Source organism: Paracoccus sediminilitoris, from assembly GCF_003259195.1.
GTDB classification, from domain to species: Bacteria; Pseudomonadota; Alphaproteobacteria; order Rhodobacterales; family Rhodobacteraceae; genus Paracoccus; species Paracoccus sediminilitoris.
Window position 1 is genome coordinate 90,346 of the sequence record NZ_QJPK01000003.1, and the last position, 22,988, is coordinate 113,333.

The 22,988-nt window shown below is 67.4% G+C and carries 22 protein-coding genes; 10 read left to right on the forward strand and 12 right to left on the reverse strand.

The features are described from left to right. Positions 1-223 precede the first annotated feature (223 nt). Both efp and DKT70_RS06110 read left to right on the forward strand, forming a co-directional pair. Positions 224-787 (forward strand): elongation factor P, encoded by a 564-nt coding sequence (efp, locus tag DKT70_RS06105; protein WP_072295881.1) that lies wholly within the window; start codon positions 224-226, stop codon positions 785-787. 160 nt (positions 788-947) lie between these two features. Further along, entirely contained in the window at positions 948-1,313 is a 366-nt protein-coding gene (locus DKT70_RS06110) for a DoxX family protein (RefSeq protein ID WP_111558304.1), read from the forward strand. Here DKT70_RS06110 and dinB read toward each other — a convergent pair. Genes dinB through DKT70_RS06125 form a run of 3 tightly spaced genes read right to left on the reverse strand, consistent with a single transcriptional unit; the run spans position 1,310 to position 4,802 of the window. Then, the gene (dinB, locus tag DKT70_RS06115) at positions 1,310-2,413 is read right to left on the reverse strand and encodes a DNA polymerase IV (protein WP_111558305.1); all 1,104 of its coding nucleotides are present in this window, start codon (positions 2,411-2,413) and stop codon (positions 1,310-1,312) included. The two genes, DKT70_RS06110 and dinB, sit on opposite strands and share 4 nt — an antisense overlap. Then, positions 2,410-3,141 (reverse strand): CAF17-like 4Fe-4S cluster assembly/insertion protein YgfZ, encoded by a 732-nt coding sequence (gene ygfZ, locus DKT70_RS06120; RefSeq protein WP_111558306.1) that lies wholly within the window; start codon positions 3,139-3,141, stop codon positions 2,410-2,412. Before ygfZ ends, dinB begins: the two co-directional genes overlap by 4 nt. Beyond that, entirely contained in the window at positions 3,138-4,802 is a 1,665-nt protein-coding gene (locus tag DKT70_RS06125; protein ID WP_111558379.1) for an ABC transporter ATP-binding protein, read from the reverse strand. The genes ygfZ and DKT70_RS06125 overlap by 4 nt, the downstream gene beginning before the upstream one ends. A 323-nt stretch (positions 4,803-5,125) precedes the next feature. Here DKT70_RS06125 and DKT70_RS06130 point away from each other — a divergent pair, with 323 nt between their 5' ends. Further along, on the forward strand, positions 5,126-6,295 hold the full coding sequence (locus tag DKT70_RS06130; RefSeq protein ID WP_111558307.1) for a pyridoxal-phosphate-dependent aminotransferase family protein: 1,170 nt from the start codon (positions 5,126-5,128) through the stop codon (positions 6,293-6,295). Here the strand turns inward: DKT70_RS06130 and rsmD are convergent. Together rsmD and DKT70_RS06140 are read right to left on the reverse strand one after the other, a co-directional pair. Beyond that, positions 6,292-6,861 (reverse strand): 16S rRNA (guanine(966)-N(2))-methyltransferase RsmD, encoded by a 570-nt coding sequence (rsmD, locus tag DKT70_RS06135; RefSeq protein WP_111558308.1) that lies wholly within the window; start codon positions 6,859-6,861, stop codon positions 6,292-6,294. The genes DKT70_RS06130 and rsmD overlap by 4 nt on opposite strands. An 85-nt stretch (positions 6,862-6,946) precedes the next feature. Further along, positions 6,947-8,149: an NAD(P)/FAD-dependent oxidoreductase gene (locus DKT70_RS06140; protein ID WP_111558309.1), complete on the reverse strand. Its 1,203-nt coding sequence runs from the start codon at positions 8,147-8,149 to the stop codon at positions 6,947-6,949. A gap of 87 nt (positions 8,150-8,236) precedes the next feature. On the opposite strand from DKT70_RS06140, the gene DKT70_RS06145 reads away from it, so the two are divergent. Next, the gene (locus DKT70_RS06145) at positions 8,237-8,722 is read left to right on the forward strand and encodes a peroxiredoxin (protein WP_111558310.1); all 486 of its coding nucleotides are present in this window, start codon (positions 8,237-8,239) and stop codon (positions 8,720-8,722) included. Between the two features lie 79 nt (positions 8,723-8,801). Here the strand turns inward: DKT70_RS06145 and DKT70_RS06150 are convergent, their stop codons facing one another. The 4 genes from DKT70_RS06150 to DKT70_RS06165 all read right to left on the reverse strand — a co-directional run bounded on the left by DKT70_RS06150 (position 8,802) and on the right by DKT70_RS06165 (position 14,737). Next, positions 8,802-9,932, reverse strand: coding sequence for a GNAT family N-acetyltransferase (locus DKT70_RS06150; protein ID WP_111558311.1), 1,131 nt, complete (start codon positions 9,930-9,932; stop codon positions 8,802-8,804). Positions 9,933-10,028: 96 nt separating this feature from the next. Continuing rightward, the gene (locus DKT70_RS06155) at positions 10,029-10,784 is read right to left on the reverse strand and encodes a glycerophosphodiester phosphodiesterase family protein (RefSeq protein WP_111558312.1); all 756 of its coding nucleotides are present in this window, start codon (positions 10,782-10,784) and stop codon (positions 10,029-10,031) included. Next, positions 10,784-11,239: a RidA family protein gene (locus DKT70_RS06160; RefSeq protein WP_072295871.1), complete on the reverse strand. Its 456-nt coding sequence runs from the start codon at positions 11,237-11,239 to the stop codon at positions 10,784-10,786. Before DKT70_RS06160 ends, DKT70_RS06155 begins: the two co-directional genes overlap by 1 nt. 48 nt (positions 11,240-11,287) lie before the next feature. Then, positions 11,288-14,737, reverse strand: coding sequence for an AAA family ATPase (locus DKT70_RS06165; RefSeq protein ID WP_111558313.1), 3,450 nt, complete (start codon positions 14,735-14,737; stop codon positions 11,288-11,290). A 178-nt stretch (positions 14,738-14,915) separates the two neighbouring features. Here DKT70_RS06165 and DKT70_RS06170 point away from each other — a divergent pair, with 178 nt between their 5' ends. Together DKT70_RS06170 and DKT70_RS06175 are read left to right on the forward strand one after the other, a co-directional pair. Beyond that, positions 14,916-15,296, forward strand: a complete 381-nt coding sequence (locus tag DKT70_RS06170) for a CidA/LrgA family protein (RefSeq protein WP_111558380.1) — start codon at positions 14,916-14,918, stop codon at positions 15,294-15,296. Then, on the forward strand, positions 15,289-16,008 hold the full coding sequence (locus DKT70_RS06175; RefSeq protein ID WP_111558314.1) for an LrgB family protein: 720 nt from the start codon (positions 15,289-15,291) through the stop codon (positions 16,006-16,008). Before DKT70_RS06170 ends, DKT70_RS06175 begins: the two co-directional genes overlap by 8 nt. Positions 16,009-16,088: 80 nt before the next feature. Here the strand turns inward: DKT70_RS06175 and mog are convergent, their stop codons facing one another. Together mog and DKT70_RS06185 are read right to left on the reverse strand one after the other, a co-directional pair. Then, positions 16,089-16,625, reverse strand: coding sequence for a molybdopterin adenylyltransferase (gene mog / locus DKT70_RS06180; protein WP_111558315.1), 537 nt, complete (start codon positions 16,623-16,625; stop codon positions 16,089-16,091). Continuing rightward, on the reverse strand, positions 16,622-17,851 hold the full coding sequence (locus DKT70_RS06185; protein ID WP_111558316.1) for an argininosuccinate synthase: 1,230 nt from the start codon (positions 17,849-17,851) through the stop codon (positions 16,622-16,624). Before DKT70_RS06185 ends, mog begins: the two co-directional genes overlap by 4 nt. A gap of 271 nt (positions 17,852-18,122) precedes the next feature. Here DKT70_RS06185 and ilvA point away from each other — a divergent pair, with 271 nt between their 5' ends. Further along, positions 18,123-19,361 (forward strand): threonine ammonia-lyase IlvA, encoded by a 1,239-nt coding sequence (ilvA, locus tag DKT70_RS06190; protein ID WP_111558381.1) that lies wholly within the window; start codon positions 18,123-18,125, stop codon positions 19,359-19,361. Between the two features lie 129 nt (positions 19,362-19,490). Continuing rightward, positions 19,491-20,783: a PP2C family protein-serine/threonine phosphatase gene (locus DKT70_RS06195; RefSeq protein WP_111558317.1), complete on the forward strand. Its 1,293-nt coding sequence runs from the start codon at positions 19,491-19,493 to the stop codon at positions 20,781-20,783. Here the strand turns inward: DKT70_RS06195 and DKT70_RS06200 are convergent. Continuing rightward, the gene (locus DKT70_RS06200; RefSeq protein ID WP_111558318.1) at positions 20,780-21,232 is read right to left on the reverse strand and encodes an NUDIX domain-containing protein; all 453 of its coding nucleotides are present in this window, start codon (positions 21,230-21,232) and stop codon (positions 20,780-20,782) included. The genes DKT70_RS06195 and DKT70_RS06200 overlap by 4 nt on opposite strands. Positions 21,233-21,375: 143 nt before the next feature. Here DKT70_RS06200 and hslO point away from each other — a divergent pair, with 143 nt between their 5' ends. Next, a complete protein-coding gene (hslO, locus tag DKT70_RS06205) occupies positions 21,376-22,398 on the forward strand; it encodes an Hsp33 family molecular chaperone HslO (RefSeq protein WP_111558319.1) in 1,023 nt (340 codons plus the stop codon). After that, positions 22,395-22,988, forward strand: a complete 594-nt coding sequence (locus DKT70_RS06210; protein ID WP_111558320.1) for an NUDIX hydrolase — start codon at positions 22,395-22,397, stop codon at positions 22,986-22,988. Before hslO ends, DKT70_RS06210 begins: the two co-directional genes overlap by 4 nt.

Below are 22,988 nucleotides of genomic sequence, written 5' to 3' on the forward strand. Positions count from 1 at the left end.
CCCCGGATCGCATGTCAGCCATGTTCTTAGCGCATGACGCCCAAATTGCGGGAATTTTTACCCCTGCGACGTCACGTCAGCGAATTGGTGCCACAGATCGCGCCTTGACAACGCCGCAGATCCGTTCTGGTTGCCTCATTCGTTCTGCCTCGATATAGGGGCAGCATCATGCCGTTCAACACGCGGACGGCCGGAATTTTCCGCAAACACGCAAGAGCATCCCATGCCCAAAATCAACGGCAATGAAATTCGTCCCGGCAACGTGCTGGAACATGATGGCGGCCTGTGGGGCGCCGTGAAGGTCAGCCACGTCAAGCCCGGCAAGGGCGGCGCCTTTGCCCAGGTCGAGATGAAGAACCTGCGCGACGGCCGCAAGCTGAACGAACGCTTCCGCAGCGAAGACAAGGTCGAACGCGTCCGCTTGGACCAGAAAGACCAGCAATTCCTGTACGAAACCGACGGCAAGCTGGTCTTCATGGATAACGAGACCTTCGAGCAGACGGAACTGGACGCCGATCTTCTGGGTGACCGCCGCCCCTTCCTGCAGGACGGCATGATCGCCACCGTCGAATATTACGGCGAGGAAGCCCTCTCGGTTTCGATCCCGCAGAAGGTCACCTGCACCGTCGCCGAAACCGAGCCGGTCGTCAAAGGCCAGACCGCGGCCAACAGCTACAAGCCCGCGACGCTGGACAACGGCGTGCGCATCATGATCCCGCCCTTCGTCGGCGAGGGCGAGGCGATCATCGTCAATACCGAAGCCTTCGAATACAGCGAACGCGCCTGATCCAGACTTTACGCCCAAGCAGAATTTCGACGCCCCGCGGCATGTGCCGGCGGGGCGTTTTGCCATCACGCCTGCGTCGTCACGATGCAGTGATCGGGTGCATTCGGCGTGGTTCGGCCCCGCCACCGGATGCAAATCTGCGTCATCGAAGGGGGCAAGGATGAACGATCTGCTGAACCTGCTGGGCCGTATTCTGATCGCGCTGCTGTTCCTGGGCGGTGCCGTGCAGAAATTCACCGACCCTGTGCAGGTCGAGCGGATGATCGCCAGCCTGGGCCTGCCCGCCGACCTGGTCTGGCCGGTGGCCGTCTTCAACCTGGCGGCGGGACTGGCGCTGATCTTCGGGCCCTGGGTGCGGGGCTGGGCGCTGGTGCTGGCGGTCTATTGCATCGCGACCAGCTGGTTTCACTGGCAGCTGCGCGCCGATCCCTGGCAAGTCACCATCGTCGTCAAGAACTGGGCCATCGCAGGCGGGCTGCTGATCCTGGCCGCCCAGGGCCCCGGCAGACGGGTGCGCTGGCGCTAATCGAACAGGCTCAGCTGGCCGTCATCGGGTTCGGCGTCGAAACCCGACAGCGTGATCCCCAGCAGACGCACCCCGCGCGGGTCGGGCAGCACCCCCGCCGCCAGATCCCGCGCCACGGCCAGCATCTGGTCGCGCCCGGCGACCGCCGCCCCCATGCTGCGCGCCCGCGTGATCTGCTGGAAATCGCTGAACTTGACCTTCAGCGTCACGGTCCGCCCCTGCAGGCGGTGCTTGTCGACATGGGTCCAGACCTTGTCCGCCAAGGGTGCCAGCGCATCGGAGGCGGCCTCCAGCGTCATCAGATCGGCCGAAAAGGTGTTTTCCGCCCCCACGGATTTGCGGATCCGGTCCGGGCTGACCCGCCGATGGTCCACCCCGCGCGCGATGTTCCAGTAATAGCGCCCCGCCTTGCCAAAGCGCCGCGTCAGGAAATCCAGGTCCTGCGCCCGCAGGTCGGCACCGGTCAGGATGCCCATCGCCTGCATCTTGGCGACCGTGGCGGGGCCGATGCCGTGGAACTTGCCCACCGGCAGGTCCAGCACGAAGTCCGGTCCCCGGTCGGGGGTGATGACGCACAGCCCGTCAGGCTTGTTCTGGTCCGAGGCCAGCTTGGCCAGGAACTTGTTGTAACTGACGCCGGCGCTGGCGGTCAGGCGGGTTTCGGCACGGATGGCGGCACGGATGGCCTTCGCGACCTGGGTCGCGGTCTGGCCGGGCTCCAGGCGGTCGGTGACGTCCAGATAGGCCTCGTCCAGCGACAGCGGCTCGATCAGGGGGGTATGGCGCGCAAAGATGGCGCGGATCTGCTGGCTGACCTCGCGATAGACCTCGAAGCGGGGGCGCACGAAGACCAGGTCGGGGCAAAGCCGCGCGGCGGTGACGGATGGCATGGCCGAACGCACGCCAAAGACCCGCGCCTCATAGCTGGCGGCAGCCACGACACCTCGCGCCGCCGATCCGCCCACCGCCACCGGCCTGCCGCGCAATTCGGGCAGGTCACGCTGTTCGACCGAGGCATAGAAGGCATCCATGTCGATATGGATGATCTTGCGCAGCGGCGGGGCTGCGTCGTCACGGGGCGGCGCCGCCCCGGAGGTCATTCAGGATAAAGCCGCGCATCCGCGGCCTGCATGTCCTCGGCCACGCGGTCATGGCGCACATGGGCGATGGCCCGCCCCCCCGATTGGGTGAACAGCGTCCCGACATCCTTGCCCCCCGCCGTGATGGTCGTACCGATGGGGGCCTGACCATCGATGCGCAGGGTCTGGATGCCCTTCCGCAGCTCGGTCTTGTGCTTCATGCGGGCAGTGACCTCCTGTCCGACATAGCAGCCCTTGCGGAAATCGACGCCGTGCAGACGCTCGAACCCGGTTTCTAGGATGAAGGTCTCGTTCGGGATCAGCTCGATCAGCGTCTCGGGGATCAGGTTCGCCACGCGGATCGCATCCCAATCGGTGCCGTCATCGGCGGGCAGATCGGCGGGCGCCGCATAGAGCCGCCAGCCAAGCGCCGGGTGGCGTGGATCGGGAATGGCGCCATCGGGGGCGGAACCGGTGCCGCGCGCCACGGCCAGATCGGTCATTTCCAGCTCGACCTTGCTGCGCAGCTTGTACATGGTCAGCCGCCGCAGCAGGTCGTCGGCCAGCCCTGCGTCCACGTCGATCAGCAGCGCATCGCCATCCGGCACGATCAGGAAATCGACCAAATACTTGCCTTGGGGCGTCAGGATCGCCGCCCAGCAGGGGGCACGCCGGACGTCGTTGGTGACAAGCCCCTGCAAAAAGGCAGTGCTGTCGGCGCCGGTCACGCGGATGATCTTGCGGGTCATTCCTGGTCTCCGAATTGAAGGGCAACAAGGCGGGCATAGGCACCGCCCTTGGCCATCAACTGGTCATGGCTGCCCTCTTCGACAACCCTGCCCGCCTCCATCACCACGATCTTGTCGGCATCGCGCACAGTCGACAGGCGGTGGGCGATGACCAGCGTGGTGCGGCCCTTGGACAGGCTGTCCAAGGCCTCCTGGACCATGCGTTCGCTGGCCGTGTCCAAGGCGCTGGTGGCCTCGTCCAGCAGCAGGATGGGCGCGTCGCGCAAGAGGGCGCGGGCGATGGCGATGCGCTGGCGCTGGCCGCCCGACAGGGACGATCCGCGGGGGCCGGCGGCGCTGTCCAGGCTGCGCTGGTCGTCCAGGAAATCGCTGACATGGGCGGCATCCAGCGCCTTCTGCAGTTCCTCGGCCGAGGCGCCGGGCCGCCCCATCAGCACGTTGTCGCGCAGGCTTTCGTCGAACAGCGCCGATTCCTGTGCGACGGTCGAATACTGGTCGCGCAGCACCTCAAGATCATATTCCGTGACCGGCACGCCCCCCAGCAGGACCTGACCGCTGTCGGCATCGACCATCCGCGTCAGCAGGTTGAAGACGGTGGATTTCCCCGCCCCCGAAGGACCGACCAGCGCCGTAGTCTGGCCCTCTTCGGCGGTCAGCGTCAGGCCGCGCAGGACCGGCTGGCCGTCATAGGACAGCCTGACGTCCTTCAGCTCGATCCGGGTGTTGGCGGGGGCATCGCTGCGGGGGCCCGACACGACGGTCGGCTGCGTGTCGAAGACCTGATAGATGCGTTCCAGGCTGGCGGCGGCGGTCTGCCAAGTGCCGGCCAACCCGCCAAGGCGACGCATCGGCTGGAAGGCCAGGGCCAAGGCGGTGAAGAAAGCCATGAAATCGCCGACGCTGCGGTCGCCTTCCATCACCTCGTTGCCCCCCAAGGCCAGGACGGCGACGAAGCCGATGCCCGTGACGATGTCGGTCAGCGCCGGGATCACGCTGGAGGTCGCGGCCACCTTGGTTTCGGCCCGCCGGATGCGGCCCACGATGGCGGCAAAGCGGGCGGTCTGGTCGGCCTCGGCCCGGTTCAGGCGGATCGAGGCGATGCCGTGCAGCACCTCGTCCAGGCGGGTGGCGCGCAGGCTGGCATTGGCGCGGTTCTGGCGCACCTTGCGGCGGATGTATCGCTGCACCAGGGCGGCGGGCATGATCAGGATCGGCGCCCCCACCAGCGCGCCAAGCGTCCAGACCGGGTCGATGGTCATGGCCACCCCGAACAGCATGACCAGCGCAATAGCGTCACGCGTCGCCCCGGTGATCAGCGTGGCCCAGACACCCTGCACGGCGATGGTGTCGCCCTGGATGCGCTCGATCATGGCGCCGGGAGAATTTTCGCGAAAGAAGCGCTGGTCCAGCGTCAGGATATGAGCCAAGAGGTTCGTCTGCATCGCAGTCGACACCGAAAGCGACACCCGTGTCAGCAGGGCGCGGCTGGCGATCAGCGTCACCGCGCGCAGCACGAAGATGCCGAAGATGGCGCTGCCGACCCACCAGATGGCGCCCGGTTCCTTGCCGATGAAGACAAGGTCGAACAGCGGCTTCAGCATCCAGCTGATCAGCGCCAGGGTCGACCCCTCGACCGTCATCAACAGGAAGGCCAGGATCATGCCGGTCTTGTGGGGCCGCAGATAGCCGTCGAACAGCCTGCGCAGAAGGCCCTGCACCTTGCCGGGTGTCGGTGCGGGATCGCCGGTGCGGGCGGCTGCGATCAGGCGGGCGGGGCTGTCTTTGCGCGGATCCACGGGTCTGGTCGGCCTTTCCGTGACGGAGGATGGGGCCCGCCCGGACAGGCGCACCGTAACTTGGCCCCAGCTTTACCCCGTTCCCCCCTGCCCCCACAAGACCATGCCCCCTGCAAGCCTCACTGGGGCGGTTGACGGCTGGCGGAGGTGGGCCTACCGATCCTTGCATGATGTGAAGGATACCGCAGATGAGCCTAGCCCACGGTCACGACCTGATTGCCATTCCCGGCCCCTCGCCCGTTCCGGCCCGCGTGCTGAATGCGGCGCACCGCGCCTCGCCCGACATCTATGGCGACGCGCTGACGCAGGTGAACGTGGCGGTGATGGGTCAGCTGAAGCGGCTGGCGGGCACCACGCAGCATCTGGCGCCCTATATCGGCAATGGCCATGCGGGGTGGCAGGCGGCGGCGGACAACCTGTTCGATCCGGGCGATCACGTGCTGGTCCTGACCTGCGGCCATTTCGGGCGGTCCTGGGCCGAGATGCTGACGCAGAGCGGCATCCGGGCCGAACGCCTGGATTTCGGCAACCGGCCCGCCGATCCCGACCGGCTGGCCGACAGGCTGGCCCAAGACCGCGCCGGCAGCATCCGCGCCGTGCTGGTCTGCCAGACCGACACGGCCAGCGCCACCATGGCCGACATTCCCGCCCTGAAGGCCGCGATGGGCGATCACCCGGCACTGCTGGTGGTGGATGCCATCGCCTCGCTTGGATGCGCACCGATGAGGATGGACGACTGGGGCGTCGACGTGCTGATCGCGGCCAGCCAGAAGGGCATGATGTGCCTGCCCGGCACTGCCTTCGTCTGGTTTTCCGACCGTGCGGCCAAGGGTGGGCGCCAGGGTGCCGCATCGCCCTATTGGGACTGGCAGCTGCGCGCCGATGCCGAGGCGCTGTGGCGCTTCTGGGGCGGCACGCCCCCGGTCCAGCAGGTCTTTGCCCTGCAGGAGGCGCTGACCATGATTCTGGACGAGGAAGGGCTGGAGGCCGTCTGGACCCGCCACGCCCGTCTGGCGCAGGTGGTCTGGGCTGCGGTCGATGCCTGGGGTGTGCAGGGCGACATCGCGCTGCCGGTCGCAGACCCGGCGGCGCGGGCGCCGTCGGTCACGGCGGTGAGGATGCCGCGCGCGGACGAACTGCGGGCCTGGGTGACGCGCGAATGCGGCGTGACGCTTGGGGTGGGCTTGGGTGCGCAGGACCCGGCCAATGCGCTGCGCATCGCCCATATGGGACATTGCAACGCCGCGATGATGATGGGCACGCTTGGCGCCATCGAGGCGGGACTGACCGCGTTGGACATCCCCCATGGAAAGGGCGCGCTGGAGGCTGCGGCGACCAGCATCGCGCGGTCGGCCTAACTGTCTTCGGACCAGCGGGCCAGCGTGACAATGGTATCGCCATAGCTGCGCCGGTCCAGCAGTCTGGCGCGGATCGGCAGCAGGGGCGGGCGCGACTCCTCCCATACGATGGTGGCGCCGGGGGCGATCCAATTGCCTGCGGCGGCCGAGGCCAGCGCGGCCTCGCCCTTGCCCTGCGCATAGGGCGGGTCCAGCAGGATCAGCGAATAGGGTGCGCCGGGGTTCATCCCCAGCTTGGTCGCATCGCGGCGCCAGTGGTCGGTCACCCCTTCGGCGCGGGCGCGTTCGATGTTCTGGCGGATCAGCGCCCGCGACTTGGCGCCATCGTCGACGAAAGAGACATGGGCGGCGCCGCGCGACAACGCCTCGAGGCCCAAGGCGCCGGTGCCTGCGAAAAGGTCCAGCACCCGTGCACCGGGGACGGGATTGCCATGGCTGCCATTGATCAGCAGGTTGAAGATGGATTCGCGCACCCGGTCGGTGGTCGGGCGCAGATGGGCGGCGGGGTCGCCTTCGCCCAGATCGACCAGCTTCAGGCCGCGCATCGAGCCGCCGACGATCCTCATGATTGCGTCCCGCGACGGCGGGGGGCTGCCTGCCCCCCGCGCCCCCCGGGGGCGGTTCCTTCGCGGCGGTGTCGGGGTGTCGGCATCATGTCATCAGGGCCTTCAGGTCGGGGGCATCGGCTATCAGGTCGGGGTCGGGGCTGCGTCCGGCCTCGATCAGGCGCTTGCCGATCATATAGGCGCGGGCGTCGTTCAGCGCGTCCACCGCGATCAGGCGGCCTTGGCGGTAATACCAGACCGAAGCGCAGTGATCGCCCTGCCCGGCCCGCAGCACCGTGCGGTCATAGCCGGTGTTCAACCCGGCGATCTGCAGCTTGGCATCGAACTGATCCGACCAGAACCACGGCTTGGCGACATAGTCGCGCGTCTGCCCCAGCATGTTGTCGGCCACGCATTCGGCCATGTCGATGGCGCCGCCGACGCTTTCCAGCCGGATCTGGACGCCCTCATGCGGGAAGCTGGCGCAATCGCCGGCGGCCCAGATGGCGGGGTCCGACGTCCGGCCCGTCGCATCGGTGGCGATGCCATTGTCCAGATGCAGCCCCGCCGTTTCGGCAAGTTGGACCCGCGGCAGGACGCCGATGCCCATCACCACCAGATCAGCAGGCAGGATGCGCCTGTCGTTCAGCGCAACGCCGGTCACGCGATCATCGCCTTGCAGGGCGCTGATGCCGGTGTTTTCAAGGATGGTCACCCCGTGGGCGTGATGAAGGGCGGCGATGATCTGCGAGGTCTGCGGCGATGCAACGCGGCCCAAAATGCGCGGGGCCGCCTCGACCAAGGTGACGTTCAGGCCCAGCTTGCGGGCGACGGCTGCGGCCTCCAGCCCGATATAGCCGCCGCCGATTACCACAAGGATGCGCCCCGCCGTCAGTTCGGGGGCCAGCGCGTCGATGTCGGCCAGATCGCGGATGACATGGGTGCCGGGCAGATCGCCCCCCATCGCGGCTGGCAGGCGGCGGGGTTCCGCGCCCAGCGCCAGGGCCAGCGCATCATAGGGATGGTCGCCCGCATCGGTCGTGACGACGCGCGCCTGTGCATCGATGGCGGTCGCCGTTTCGCCAAGGCGCAGGTCGATCCCCTGATCGCGCCACCAGTCGGGCGCGCGCAGCGTCAGCCGGTCCAGCGCCATGTCGCCCAGCAGATAGGCCTTGGACAGGGGCGGGCGCTGATAGGGCGCGGCGGGTTCCTGACCGATCACGGTCAGCGGCCCGTCGTGACCCTTGGCCCGCAGGCGCGCCGCCATCGAGGCCGCTGCCTGCCCCGCCCCGACTATCACGATCCGCATCACGTCGTACCCTTCTGCTGTCATCTGGCCTGTCATCGGGCCGCACCCTATAGTCGCGCCGAATCCGTTGCAATTCAGGAGAGACCGATGACCATCAAGGCTGGAGACAAGCTGCCCGAGGGGCAATTGCTGCGCGTGGGCGAGAACGGCCCCGAAAGCGTCTCGACCACCGATCTGGCGACGGGCCGCGTGGCGCTGTTCGGCCTGCCGGGCGCCTTTACCGGCACCTGCACCAACGCCCATATGCCCAGCTTCGTGCGCACGGCCGACCAGTTCCGCGACAAGGGCGTGACGCGGATCGTCTGCATCACCGTCAACGACCCCTTCGTGGCGGCGGCATGGGCCGAGCAGACCGGCGCCAAGGATGCCGGGATCGAGGTTCTGGCCGATGCCGATGGCAGCCTGACCAAGGCGCTTGGGCTGGATTTTGACGCGCCGCCGGTCGGTTTTCAGGGGCGCTGCAAGCGCTTTGCCTCGCTGCTGAGCGACGGCACCTTCGAGACGGTCGATGTCGAGGATTCGCCGGGCACCTGCAGCGTCAGCGCGGGCGAGGCCCTGCTGGAAAAGGTCTGACCGGGCTTCGCGTCCCGCGATGTCCGGGGGCTTCGCGCCCCCGGACCCCCGCGGGGCGTGACCGACTGCGGACCCCGGATCAGCCCTTGCGGAACGGGGTCCAGTCGGTCAGCGCCTGGATTTCCTGGCCCATCGCGTCGCGTTCCTGGTCCAGATAGTGTTCCAACGCCTTCAGGAACCCCGGATCCGCCACCCAATGAAGCGAGTGGATCGGGACGGGTTCGTATCCGCGCGCCAGCTTGTGGTCGCCTTGGGCGCCCGCCTCGACCCGCGAAAGACCGTGGGCGATCGCGTGATCGATGGCCTGGTGGTAGCACAGCTCGAAATGCAGGAAGGCGTGATCTTCCGTACAGCCCCAATAGCGGCCATAGATGGCTTCAGGACCAAGAAAGTTCAGCGCACCGGCGATCGGGATGCCGTCCTGTTCGGCCATGACCAACAGGATGTCATCGCGCATGGTGTCCTGAACCAAGTCGAAGAACTTGCGCGTCAGATAGGGCTGGCCCCATTTCCGCGCGCCGGTATCCTGATAGAATTCCCAGAAGGCGTCCCAGTGATGCGGCTGCAGATCGTCGCCCGTCAGGTGGCGGATCGTGCCGCCAAAGCCTTGGGCGCGGGCGCGTTCCTTGCGCAGGTCCTTGCGCTTGCGCGATGACAGGGCGGCCAGGAAATCGTCGTAACTGGCATAGCCGCGGTTCAGCCAGTGGAACTGCTGGGTGATGCGGGGCAGGAAACCAGCCTGTTCGCCCAGATCGGCCTCGGATTGGGTGCAGAAGGTGACATGGGCGCCCGATGCCTGCACATGGTCGGTGACCTGCATCATGCCCTGCAGCAACGCCATCCGGGCGGTGTCATCCTGCGCCAGCAGGCGTTGCCCGGTGGCGGGCGTGAAGGGAACCGCGGCCTGCAGCTTGGGGTAATACCGACCGCCCGCGCGGGTATAGGCCTGCGCCCAGGCATGGTCGAAGATGTATTCGCCCTGGCTGTGGCCCTTGGCGTAAAGGGGCGCCGCCCCGACGATGCGCCCGTCGCGTTCCACCGTCAGGTGCAGCGGCTGCCAGCCCGTTCCCGTGCCGACCGATCCCGATTGTTCCAAGGCCAGCAGGAAGCGATGGGTGGTGAAGGGATTTCCGTCGCCCAGACCATCCCACAGGTGCGGATCGATCTGGGCGATGGAGGGATGGGTGGTCAGGGTCAGCGTTTCGCTCATCCCGGCAAGATAGGACGGGCGGCGATGAATGTCAGGGGGGCGGATGCGGTCAGGACGTCGCAATCGCGTGACGTCCTGACCGCAGTGGTGGTGGCATCAGGCGGCGGGGGTGTAACCCTCGAAGGTGATGTTTCCGGCGATGCGACGCGCGGCCTGTTCCTGTTCGGCGCTGCGCACCGTCCAGCACAGGATCGGCACGCCCTGCGCGGCCAATGCATCCACGCGTGCATTCCCCAGATCGCCGATCGCATGAGAGATGAAACTGGCGCCGCAGCGGTCGAAATCGGTAATGCCCGCCAGTTCGGCGCGACGTTCGGCGAAGATGGCGGGCCAGTGCTCCTCGGAGAAGTCGCAGGTGGTCAGACCGACCGGAATATCGGGGGCGGCGTCGTGGAATGCCGCGACCTGATGGGGGTTGAAGGACATCATGGCGACGGGGCCTTCATACCCCTCCAGCGCATCCGCGACCCTCAGGTGCAGATCGCCGATATCGGGCCCAAGCGTGCCGTCCTGATCCTTGATCTCGATCAGCAGGGGGACTTGGCCCGCGACCAGTTCCAAGAACTGGGCCAGGGTCGGCACCTGTTCGGCGCTGCCCAGCAGGCGACGGCCCTGCAGCGTGTCGACCGAGGTCTGGGACACCAGCCCCTTCTGCCCCGTCAGGCGCGTCAGGTCATAGTCGTGAAAGACCATGGGCGTCCCATCGGCGGCGGGCTGGATGTCCAGCTCGATCCCGTAACCCGCCTTGATGGCGGCACGCGCCGCCGCAAGGCTGTTTTCCGGCACGCCGTCCCCGTGCAATCCGCGATGGGCGATGGGGGCGGTCAGAAAGGCTTGCGGCAGCGCAGTCATCACTTCACCTCGAAGATGGCTTCGATCTCGACAGCCACGCCGAAGGGCAGCGACGGCGCGGACACGGCGGCGCGCGAATGGCGGCCCGCATCGCCAAAGACCTCGACCATCAGGTCGGAACAGCCATTGATGACCTTGGGCTGATCGGTGAAATCGGGGGTCGAATTCACGAAGCCGGTCAGCTTGACGACGCGGGCCACACGGTCCAGATCGCCCACGGCGGATTTCAGCTGCGCGATCAGGGCCAGACCGCAGCGGCGGGCGGCGGCGGCGCCATCCTCGACGCTGGTGCCATCGCCCAGCTTGCCGGTGATCAACCCGTTCTCATCCGCGCTGATCTGCCCCGAGATGAAGACCAGATTGCCGGTCTGCACGAAGGGGACGTAATTGGCGGCGGGCATGGGGGCCTCGGGAAGGGTGATGCCCTTGTCGGCCAAGGTCTGTTCGACGCTCATGATATCCTCGCTTGGGTTGGCGTTGGCCGGACCCTAGCAAGGCATTCCTCAGGCGACCAGAGCCTCGGCGCGTTTCAGATCGACGCTGACCAGTTGGCTGACACCCTGTTCGACCATGGTGACGCCGAACAGGCGATCCATCCGCGCCATCGTCACCGCATGGTGGGTGATGATCAGGAACCGCGTGTCGGTGCGACGGGTCATCTCGTCCAGCAGGTCGCAGAAGCGGCTGACATTGGCATCGTCCAGCGGCGCGTCGACCTCGTCCAGCACGCAGATGGGCGCGGGATTGGCCAAAAACACCGCAAAGATCAGCGCCATCGCCGTCAGCGTCTGTTCGCCCCCCGACAACAGCGAAAGCGTCGACAACCGCTTGCCCGGCGGCTGGCACATGATTTCCAGGCCCGCATCCAGCGGGTCGTCGGATTCGACCATCACCAGCCGCGCCTCTCCGCCCCCGAACAGCGCGGTGAACAGGGTGGCGAAATTAGCGTTCACGGTCTCGAAGGCAGCCAACAGGCGTTCGCGCCCCTCGCGGTTCAGGCTGCCGATGCCAGCGCGCAGCTTGCGGATGGCTTCCTCCAGATCAGCCTTCTGGGCGGCCAGCTGGTCGCGTTCGGCCTCCAGCTCGCGCTTGTCCTCCTCGGCGCGCAGGTTGACGGCACCAAGCGCGTCGCGCTGCGTGCGCAGGCGGGTGATCTGATGTTCCAGCACATCGGCGGGGGCCTTGGGGTCGACATCGCCAAGGCCGGCCAGCAGCGCGGCGGGGGTCTGGTCGGTTTCCTCCAGGATGCGGTCGCGGGCGGCTGCCTCGGCGGCGGTGGCGGCCTCGGCGCGGGCATCCATGGCGGCGCGGGCCTCGCGGGCCTCGGATGCCAGGCGGGCGGTATCACGTTCGGCATGGGCGGCGATGCGGGCCGCGTCATCGGCCGCAGCCAGCGCGTCGCGCGCGCGGGTCAGGCGAGTCTGGGCCTGCGCCTCGCGTTCGGCCAGGGCCTCGCGGCGTTCGGCCAGCAGGGCGGGCTGGGCCTTGGCACCGGCCAGTTCATCGCCTGCCCCGTCGCGGCGGCTGGCCAGTTCGGCGGCACGGGTCCCCGCCTGTTCCAACCGCTGGCGCCAGCCCGCGACCTCGCGGTCGATGGCCGTGATGCGCTTCTGGCGTGCATCACCGTCGCGGCGCAGTTCGTCCAGGCCCGCACGGCGGGTCATGGTGGCAATGCGCGCGGCCTCGACGCTGGTGCGGGCATGGTCGACGGCAATGGCGGCATCGGCCCGGTCGGGCAGTGCGTCCAGCTGCGCCTGCGCATCATCCAGACGGGTGCGGGCGTCAGCCGCATCGGCCTGATGGCGGGCCAGTTCAGCGCGCGCGGCCTCGGCGCGGCTGCCTGCCATGGCCAGATCGGATTCCGCCCGCGTGGCCGCCCGCGCGGCATCCGAGAGCAGCCTTTCCGCCTCGCGCCGGGCATCGCGGGCCGATTTTTCAGTGGCGGCGGCATCGGCAAGGGCCGCCTTGGCATCCTCATGCGTCTCGATGGCGGCATCGGCGCGGGTACGGGTCTGATCGGCCTGTTTGGTAATTTCGGCAAGTTCATTGACCTTCTGCAGATGCAGCGCCGCCTGGGACGAGGCTTCGCCCGCCATCACGCACAGCCCGTCCCACCGGAACAGATCGCCCTGCGGTGTGACCAGACGCTGACCGGGGCGCAGATCGGCCTGCAGCGCCGCGCCGGTCCCGGCATCCACCACAAGGCCGGTCTGCGACAGGCGTCGCGACAGCAGGTCGGGGCCGGACACATGCGGTGCCAGCGGCTGCGCCCGCGCGGGCAAGGGTTGCGGCGCATCCCAAACCGGCAGCGCATGCCAGCCCGTTCCGCCTTGGGCCTGACCGGCGCGCAGATCGTCACCCAGTGCCGCGCCGAAGGCGGTTTCATACCCCCGCGCCACCTGCACCTGGTCCAGCAACGCCAGCCTCCCCGACTGCCCGCGTTCCACAAGGCGGCGCAGGGCGGCCATCTCGGCGGCCAGGGCATTCGCCTCGCCTTCGGCCTGGGCACGGGCGGCGCGGGCGGCGGCTTCGCGGGTTTCCAGATCGCCGTGGGCGGCTTCGGCCTGCGCCAGCGCGTCTTCGGCGGCGTCCACCCGGGCGCGGGCCTGATCCTGCGCGGCATCGGCCTGTTCCAGCGCAACCTGCGCCGCGGCCCCCGTCACGGCGGCGGTTTCGGCGGCCTCCGCGGCCTCGGTCGCGGCCCGGTCGGCGCGGTCGAACATGGCGCGCAGATCCGCGGCCAGCCGTTCGGCCGATTGGTGGCGGGCGGCCAAGCGGGCCGATTCGTCGGTCAGCTCGGCCAGTCGGCCTTCCAAATCGCGCAGGGTTTCGGTGGCCTTTTCGGCCATGGCGGCGGCGGCGTCCAGACGATCGTCGTGCCCCTGCCCCGCGGCCTCCAGCTGGGCGCGTTCGGCGGACAGCCTTGCCACGACCTCGCCCGCGTCGCGGTTCAAACCTTCCTCGCGCTCGATGTCGCGGTCCAGCTGGGCGATGCGGGCGGTCAGCGCGGCAATGGCGGCCTCGGCGCGGGCCTCGGCCTCGTCCAGGGCCTCGCGCTCGACCAGAATGCGCGACAGGATGGCGGCGGCGACCTGCTCCTCCTCGCGCAGCGGCGGCAACGCGTCATCGGCGTCCAGGCGGCGCGCTTCGGCATCCGCAGCGGCGGCTTCGGCCTGGGCTGCCCGCTGGACGGCATGGGACAGGGCTTCGGCGGCGGCGGTGCGGGCCGCTTCGGCCTCGGCCCAACGCCGATACAGCAGCACGCCCTCGGCCAGCCGCAGCGCCGCGCCAATCTCTCGGTATTTCGCGGCGGCGCGGGCCTGACGCGCCAGCGATGCGGCCTGCGTGGACAGGCTCTCCAGCGTATCATCGACCCGCGACAGGTTCAGTTCGGCCCCGTTCAGCTTCAGCTCGGCCTCATGCCGCCGCTGATACAGCCCCGAGATCCCGGCAGCCTCCTCAAGGATGCGACGACGGCTTTTGGGTTTGGCGTTGATCAGTTCGCTGATCTGGCCCTGCCGCACCAGCGCCGGGCTGTGCGCGCCCGTCGAGGCATCCGCGAACAGCATTTGCACGTCGCGCGCCCTGACATCCTTGCCCGCGATCTTGTAGGCGCTGCCCGCGTCACGGGTGATGCGGCGGGTGATGTCGAACTGGTCGTCCTCGTTGAAGCCCGCAGGCGCAAGGCGGTCGCGGTTATCGACGGTCAGCGACACCTCGGCATGGGCGCGGGCGCTGCGGCGCGTGGTGCCCGCAAAGATCACGTCCTCCATCCCGCCGCCCCGCATGGCCGAGGGACGGTTTTCCCCCATGACCCAGCGCAGCGCCTCCAGCAGGTTGGATTTGCCGCAGCCATTGGGACCGACGACACCCGTCAACCCTTCGCGGATGACCAGATCGGTCGGGTCCACGAAGCTCTTGAAGCCGTTCAATCGCAGGCGGTCAAAGCGCAAGGGGCGGGTCCCTTTGGGGATTGGCGATGGACGATTGTTCCTGCATGCCGCCGCCAAGTCAACAGCACCGCAAGATATCGCGGAAAGCCTGCGGATATCCACAAGATGCATCGCACGCAACCCCGCCATGCCCGCTGCCCGCTGGCGCGGCCGCGCGGGGCGCGATACGCTGGCTGTCATGATACAGACGCTTACCATCATCCTGGGCTTTCAACTGGCCGGAGAGGTCATCTCGCGCATTGCCGACCTGCCCTTGCCGGGGCCGGTGGCGGGAATGCTGCTGCTGGTCGCGGCCTGCATCCTGCGCCCGTCCCTGGCCGACCGCATCCGGCCCACGACGACAGGGCTGCTGTCGCATTTGTCGCTGTTCTTCGTGCCCGCGGGCGTCGGCATCATCGCGCATTGGCAGTCCCTGCGCAGCGATGGCTTGGGCATCGCGGTGGCGGTGATGGCATCGACCCTGCTGGCCATCGCGGCGGGTGCGCTGGCCTTCACCTGGGTCGCCCGCCTGACCAGGTCCGAAGAACCCGACGCGCTAAGGGATCAGGGCCATGAATGATCCGCTGCTGATCTGGTCCTATCTGGCCCAAGGCCCCTTGGTCTGGCTGACGGCCACGCTGGTCGCCTATCTGATCGGCGACGCCTGTTTCCGCGCGGCGGGACGCAAAAGCTGGGCCAATCCGGTCCTGGTCGCGGTGATCCTGCTGGCGCTGCTGCTGATCAGCACGGGAACCGATTACGCGACCTATTTCGAGGGCGCGCAATTCGTCCATTTCATGCTGGGACCGGCTACGGTGGCCTTGGGCCTGCCGCTTTACGACAACCTACCCCGGGTGCGAAAGGCGGCGCTGCCCATGCTGGCGGGTCTGCTGGCAGGGTCGATCACGGCGGTCGCCTCGGCGCTGCTGATCGCGCGGGCCTTCGGCGTCGGCGGGTCGGTCCTGGCGTCGCTGGCGCCCAAATCCACCACCGCGCCCGTGGCCATCGGCATCGCCGAACGCATCGGCGGCCAGCCCACCCTGACCGCGGCGCTGGTGCTGCTGACCGGCATCTTCGGGGCGATCATCGTCACGCCCCTGCTGAACGCCCTGCGCATCCGCGACTGGCGCGCGCGGGGCTTTGCCATCGGGGTCGCGGCCCATGGCATCGGTACGGCGCGCGCCTTTCAGGTCAACCAGACGGCCGGGGCGTTTTCGGGCATCGGCATGGGGCTGAACGCGGTCCTGACGGCCATCATCGCACCGCTTGCCCTGCACCTGTTCGGGGGCTGACCTGTCGCGCCAATCGCAGACGGATGATGCAGATTTCTCTTTTGTCCAAATACCCGGATCCTGCGATCCGCCCCGCGCGCTCAACCCGATTTGGGGCGGAACGCCTTGATGCGGGCGGGGTCGGTCTCGATCCGTGCGGCGCCCATCAGGTCCAGGCAATAGGGCACGGCCGCAAAGACCGCGTTCAGACAGGTCGCGATGGCCGAGGGCTTGCCAGGAATGGTGATGATCAGCGTCGCGCCCCGGATGGCGGCCGTCTGGCGCGACAGGATGGCGGTGGGAACCTCGGCCAGGCTGGCGCGGCGCATTTCCTCGCCGAAACCGGGCAGTTCCTTGTCCATGACATCGGCAACGGCCTCGGGCGTCAGGTCGCGCGGCGCGGGGCCGGTGCCGCCGGTCACTAGGATCAGGTCGGCCCCGCCATCGGCCAGGTCGCGCAGCGTGGCCGCGACACCGTCGCGACCATCGGGGATGATATGGCGCGCGATCTCCATCGGGGAAGTGATGGTCCCGCGCAGCCAGTCTTCGGCGCCGGGGCCGCCCTTGTCCTCGTAGACGCCGGCGGCCGCGCGGTCGCTGACGGTGACGATGGCAATGCGGGCGGCCCGGGCGGTCATTTCGCGACGCGGGCGTTGCGGTTGGCGATCAGCTTCAGGCGCAGGGCGTTCAACCTGATGAAGCCTGCAGCGTCCTTCTGATCATAGGCACCGGCATCATCCTCGAAGGTCACATGCGCCTCGGAATAGAGCGAGTGGTCCGACCAGCGGCCCACGCAGGTCGCCAGACCCTTGTAGAGCTTCAGACGGACGGTGCCGCTGACATGCTCCTGGCTCTTGTCGATGGCCGCCTGCAGCATCTCGCGTTCGGGGCTGAACCAGAAGCCGTTATAGATCAGCTCGGCATAGCGGGGCATCAGGCTGTCCTTCAGGTGGCCCGCGCCGCTGTCAAGGGTAATCTGCTCGATGCCGCGATGGGCCTCCAGCAGCACGGTGCCGCCGGGGGTTTCATAGATGCCGCGCGACTTCATGCCGACGAAACGGTTCTCGACGAAGTCCAGACGACCGATGCCATGCGCGCCGCCGAGCTCGTTCAGCTTGGTCAGGATCGTGGCGGGCGACATCGCCTCGCCGTTGATGGCCACCGCGTCGCCCTTTTCGAAGGTGACTTCGATGAATTCCGGCGTGTCGGGGGCGTCTTCCGGGTTCACGGTGCGCTGATAGACGTATTCGGGCGCGGCTTCGGCGGGGTTTTCCAGCGCCTTTCCCTCGGATGAGGTGTGCAGCAGGTTCGCGTCCACGCTGAAGGGCGCCTCGCCGCGCTTGTCCTTGGCGATCGGGATCTGGTTCTTCTCGGCGAACTCGATCAGCCGGGTGCGGCTGGTCAGGTCCCATTCACGCCAGGGCGCGATGACCTTGATCGACGGGTCCAAAGCATAGGCGCTCAACTCGAACCGGACCTGGTCGTTGCCCTTGCCGGTCGCGCCATGCGCCACCGCATCCGCGCCATGCTGCTTGGCCAGTTCGACCAGCCGCTTCGAGATGAGCGGCCGCGCGATCGACGTGCCCAGCAGATACAGCCCTTCGTACAGCGCATTGGCGCGGAACATCGGGAAGACGAAATCGCGCACGAACTCCTCGCGCAGGTCCTCGATATGGATGTTCTCGGCAGGGATGCCCAGCAGCTCGGCCTTGGCGCGGGCAGGCTCCAGCTCTTCACCCTGGCCCAGATCGGCAGTGAAGGTCACGACCTCGCAGCCATATTCGGTCTGAAGCCATTTCAGGATGATCGAGGTATCCAGCCCACCGGAATAGGCGAGGACGACTTTTTTCGGCGCGTCGGTCATGCGGTTAACCCTTCATCGAATTTTGGCAGGGAATACGGTGTTCCGTCCGTTGTCACAAGGGTTTGACGCCGATTAGGGTACGACAGCATTCAATAAGGGCATTTCCATGCTGGCATCTCGCCTTCTTCGCCATTCGGCACCGGATACGTTGTCGTGACCCGCGCCCTTGCCAATGCCGCCGGTCGCCCCCCGTCCCGGGGCCATTTCGTCGAAGGGCGCGATCTGCGCTGAACCCTTGCCAATCGGGCGCATTCGCGGCATTGGCGATGCCATGGAAAACTTTGTCGCCTCCGTCCGTCTGGCCGAGGCCGCGCTTCGCGACCTGTTCGAGCCTACCCCGTTGCAGCGCAACGACCACCTGTCCGCCAAATACGGCGCCGACATCTGGCTGAAGCGCGAGGATCTGACCCCGGTGCGCAGCTACAAGCTGCGCGGCGCCTTCAATGCCATGCGAAAGCTGATCGGCGACGGCCCCGGTCATTTCGTCTGCGCCAGCGCGGGTAATCACGCGCAGGGCGTGGCCTTTGCCTGCCGTCATTTCGGCGTGCGCGGCACGATCTTCATGCCCGTGACCACCCCCCAGCAAAAGATCGACAAGACCAAGATCTTCGGCGGCGAGGCGATCCGCATCGTGCTGACGGGCGATTATTTCGACCAGACGCTGGCCGCAGCCCAGGCCTTCTGCGCCGCTGAGGGCGCGCAGTTCCTGTCGCCCTTCGACGCCCCGGACGTGATCGAAGGCCAGGCGACGGTCGGCCTTGAAATGCTGGCGCAACTGGGCCGCGCACCCGATCTGGTGGTCCTGCCGGTGGGTGGTGGCGGCCTGTCGGCGGGTGTCACCAGCTATTTCCAGACCGAGGCCCCCACGACGCAATTTGCCTTTGCCGAACCGCTTGGCGGGGCCAGCCTTCAGGCCGCGCTGCGTCAGGGCGCGCCGGTAGCCCTGCCTGCCGTGGACAGCTTCGTCGACGGCGCGGCCGTGGCCCGCATCGGCGCCCTGCCCTTCGAAGCCCTGTCGCGCTTTTCCCCCAACGACGTCTATCTGGCCCCCGAAGACCGCATCTGCCGCACCATGCTGGAGATGCTGAACACCGAGGGCGTGGTTCTGGAACCTGCGGGCGCGCTGGCCTTGGATGTTCTGGACGATCTGGGCGATCTGACCGGCAAGACCGTCGTCTGTGTCTGTTCGGGCGGCAATTTCGACTTCGAACGCCTGCCCGAGGTCAAGGAACGTGCCCAGCGCTATCAGGGCGTCAAGAAATACTTCATTCTGCGGATGCCACAGCGCCCCGGCGCCCTGCGCGACTTTCTGGAAATGCTGGGCCCCGACGACGATATCGCGCGGTTCGAATATCTCAAGAAATCGGCCCGCAACTTCGGTTCGGTGTTGATCGGGATCGAGACCACCCAGCCTGCCAACCTGTCATCGCTGATGCAGCGCCTGGAACAGGGCGGCTTTGCCTATCGCGACATCACCAACGACCAGATCCTGTCGGAATTCTTGGTCTGAACCGACTGTTCCCGCGATGCCTGAACGGGCATCGCGGGAAAAACTTTCCAGCCCCGACCAACAAATCTTTAGCGTGGAAAGCAATGGCAATTTACCTGCTGTTTACGACAGCAGCGCTAGATATGGCGCATGAAAGCCGCGAATCTTCCCCTTTCCACCCTTGATGCCGCCCAGCCCACCATCCATCGGCTGGCGCTGCTGGTGGATCACGACCTCGACCATCGCCTGCGCGTGGCTACGGTGCTGGAGGGGCGCGGATATAGCGTCATTCAGACCGATACAGGCGAAAACGCGCTGCGGCTTTGCGCGGACCTGACGCCAGACCTGATCCTGTCGGATTGGGAACTGCCCGGCATGTCGGGGCTGGAATTCTGCCAGGCATTCCGCAAGTTGGAACGATCCTCTTACGGTTATTTCGTGCTGCTGACCACAACGGGCGACCTGCAGGCGCTGGATACCGGCCTGCAGGCGGGGGTGGACGACTTTCTCTCGATGCCGGTCGTGGCGCAGGAATTGCTGGCCCGGATCGCGGCCGCCGAACGCATCCTGCGCGTCGAAAACGAGCTGCGCGCCAGCAACACCCAGCTTCAGCAGGCCTTGGATCAGTTGAATGCGACCCAAGCCGCGATCGAACGCGACCTGCGCGAGGCACGCAAGTTGCAGCAAGGATTGGTGCGCGAACGGTCGGGCAGCTTCGGAAGGGCCGAGATCAGCCTGCTGCTGCGCCCTGCCGGTCATATCGGCGGCGATTTGGTGGGCTTTTTCCCCATCAATGACGACAGCATCGGCATCTATGCGCTGGACGTGTCGGGGCACGGGGTCACGGCGGCCCTGTTGACCGCGCAGCTGTCGGTTCACCTGTCGGGATCGGCCGATCAGAATGTCGCGCTGCGCGGCGCGCAGACCGGGGGCGACGCTGTCGGCCCGACCGCCCTGGCGCGCTTCTTCAACAACATGATGCTGGAGGAGATGAACACCGACAGCTATTTCACCATGATCTTCGCCGAACTGAACCACAGCACCGGCGACCTGACCATGGTACAGGCGGGCCACCCTCACCCGGTGCTGCAACGCGCCGATGGAAGCATCACCCATCTGGGCCAGGGGGGCATGCCGATCGGTGTCTTCGACAACCCCGTCTTCGACGAGATCCGGGTCCAGCTGGCCCCCGGTGACCGGCTGCTGATTGCCTCGGACGGGCTGACCGAGGCCACGACACCCAATGGTCAGCAGCTGGGAAACGAGGGGCTGGAGGCGATCCTGCGCACCAATGCCTTCCTCAAGGGGCATCCCTTCCTGGAATCCATGGCCTGGTCGGTGTCGGAATATTGCCGCGGGGAACGCCAGGACGACATCTCTGCCGTCCTTCTGGAAATCCGCGAGGATGCTCAGCTGGTCCGCCTGCCCCGCAAGTCGCGCTAGGCCCGCCCGCCCAGGTCCAGCCATCTGCGCACCGCATAGCGCGATCCGGGATCGGCCAGCAGGTCCAGCGCGCGGGCGGGCGTCACCCAATGCGCGCTGTGCCCCGGTTCGGTGGGGTCGCCCCGCTGCAGGGTCGGGCGTGCCTGCCAGATCATGCACAGCTTTTCCGCGTGAAAGTTATAATCCGGCATCCAGCAGAAGCGGCGGTAATCGCACAGGTGGCGGGGCGTCGCGATACCCCAGCCGGTTTCCTCGAAGACCTCGCGGTGCAGGGCCGCGATGGCCGATTCGCCCTCGTCCACGCCCCCGCCCGGCAGCTGGTATTCCGGCACCGGCGCCCGCTGGAAGGTCAGCAGCATCAGCCCGTCGCGCACCAGAACGCCATAGGCGCCCTGGCGGCGGCGATAGCGTGTGCCGGGGATGGGCGGCTTGCCGAAACGCGGAATCATCGATCACCTGTCTGTTGCGTCCTGCTGATATCGTGCCCCGGATGCGGGCGAAACCCGCCCCCTTGGGATCGGCGCAAAAACCCCTATATTGGGCGCAACCGGGCCCGCCATGGGCGGTGCCGCTGCCACTTCAAGGATCAATGATGAACGACATCAACCAGATAGCCTGGGACGACACGATTTTGCCATTCCAGTTGGACCGCTCGGACATCCGGGGGCGCGTCGCGCGTCTTGACGGGGTGCTGGACCACATCCTGACGCGCCACGACTATCCGCCCGTGGTCAGCGCCCTGGTGGCCGAGGTCGCCCTGCTGGCCGCGCTGATCGGCCCGACCGTCAAGCTGCGCTGGAAGCTGAGCCTGCAGGTCCGCGGCAACGGCGCCGTCCGCACCATCGCCGCCGATTACTTTGCCCCCGAAGCCGACGGCCAGCCGGCCCGCATCCGGGCCTGGGCCAGCTTCGACGCCGACCGCCTGGACAATCGCCCCGCCTTCGACCAGATCGGCGAGGGGTATTTCGCCATCCTGATCGACCAGGGTTCGGGCAGCACCCCCTACCAGGGCATCACGCCCCTGGCGGGCGGATCGCTGTCGGCCTGCGCGCAGACCTATTTCGCCCAGTCCGAACAGCTGCCGACGCGGTTCCAGCTGGCATCGGGGCTGTCGCGGTCCAGCGGTCAGACGGCGGGCTGGCGGGCAGGCGGCGTGATGTTGCAGACCCTGCCTGCACAGCAGATGAACGTGGCCGATGGCGGCAGCGGCGAAGGCGGCCTGATCGAGGCGGCCGACATCCTCCAGGGTGCCGAATCGGAAAACTGGAACCGCGCCAACATCCTACTGGACACGGTCGAGACGCTGGAACTGATCGGCCCAACCGTCGGCCCGACCGACCTGCTGCTGCGCTTGTTCCACGAGGAAACGCCCCGCGTGCATGAACCCCACCCCGTCAAGTTCGGCTGTTCCTGCACCGCCGACCGTGTGCGCGATACCTTGGCGATCTATTCCGCCAAGGACATCACCCACATGACGACCGAGGAAGGGACCGTCACCGCCGATTGCCAGTTCTGCGGCGCGCATTACGTCTTTGACCCGCGCAGCCTTGGTTTCGAGGCCGAGATCGACGCCGAGGGCAATCCCCTGCCGCCCAGGGACAAGGCTGCCGAGTGAGCGGGGCCTGGTCGGAAACACGCTTGTCCCTGGCGCTGCAGAATGCGGCGGGGGCAAGTTCGGATTTCGACCTGAATCCCAGAGTTGCCCTGCCCGATACGCCGTTGCGCCCCGCAGGCGTGCTGGCGGCCTTTCACGCCGATGACGGGCGACTGGTCCTGACCAAGCGCGCGTCCGGCCTGCGCCACCATCCGGGCCAGATCGCGCTGCCCGGTGGAAAGGTCGATCCGGGCGACGCGGACGTCGTGGCGGCCGCCCTTCGCGAGGCGCATGAAGAGGTCGGCCTTGCCCCAATGCAGGCCCGCGTGCTGGGCTGCCTGCCGCCCCACCGCACCGTCACCGGCTTTCGGATCACCCCCGTCATCGCCATCATCGACGGCCCCTTCACCCCCGTCGCCGAAGAGGGCGAGGTGCAGGAGGTCTTCACCCTGCCCTTTCGCCACATCGCGAACCCCGCCAGCTATCGCATCGAGAAGCGACGCTGGCGCGGCGGTTGGCGCAGCTTTCATGCCGCGCCGTTCGGCCCTTATTACCTGTGGGGTGCTACCGCCCGCATCCTCCTGAACCTGGCGCAGGGCATGAGGCCGTGA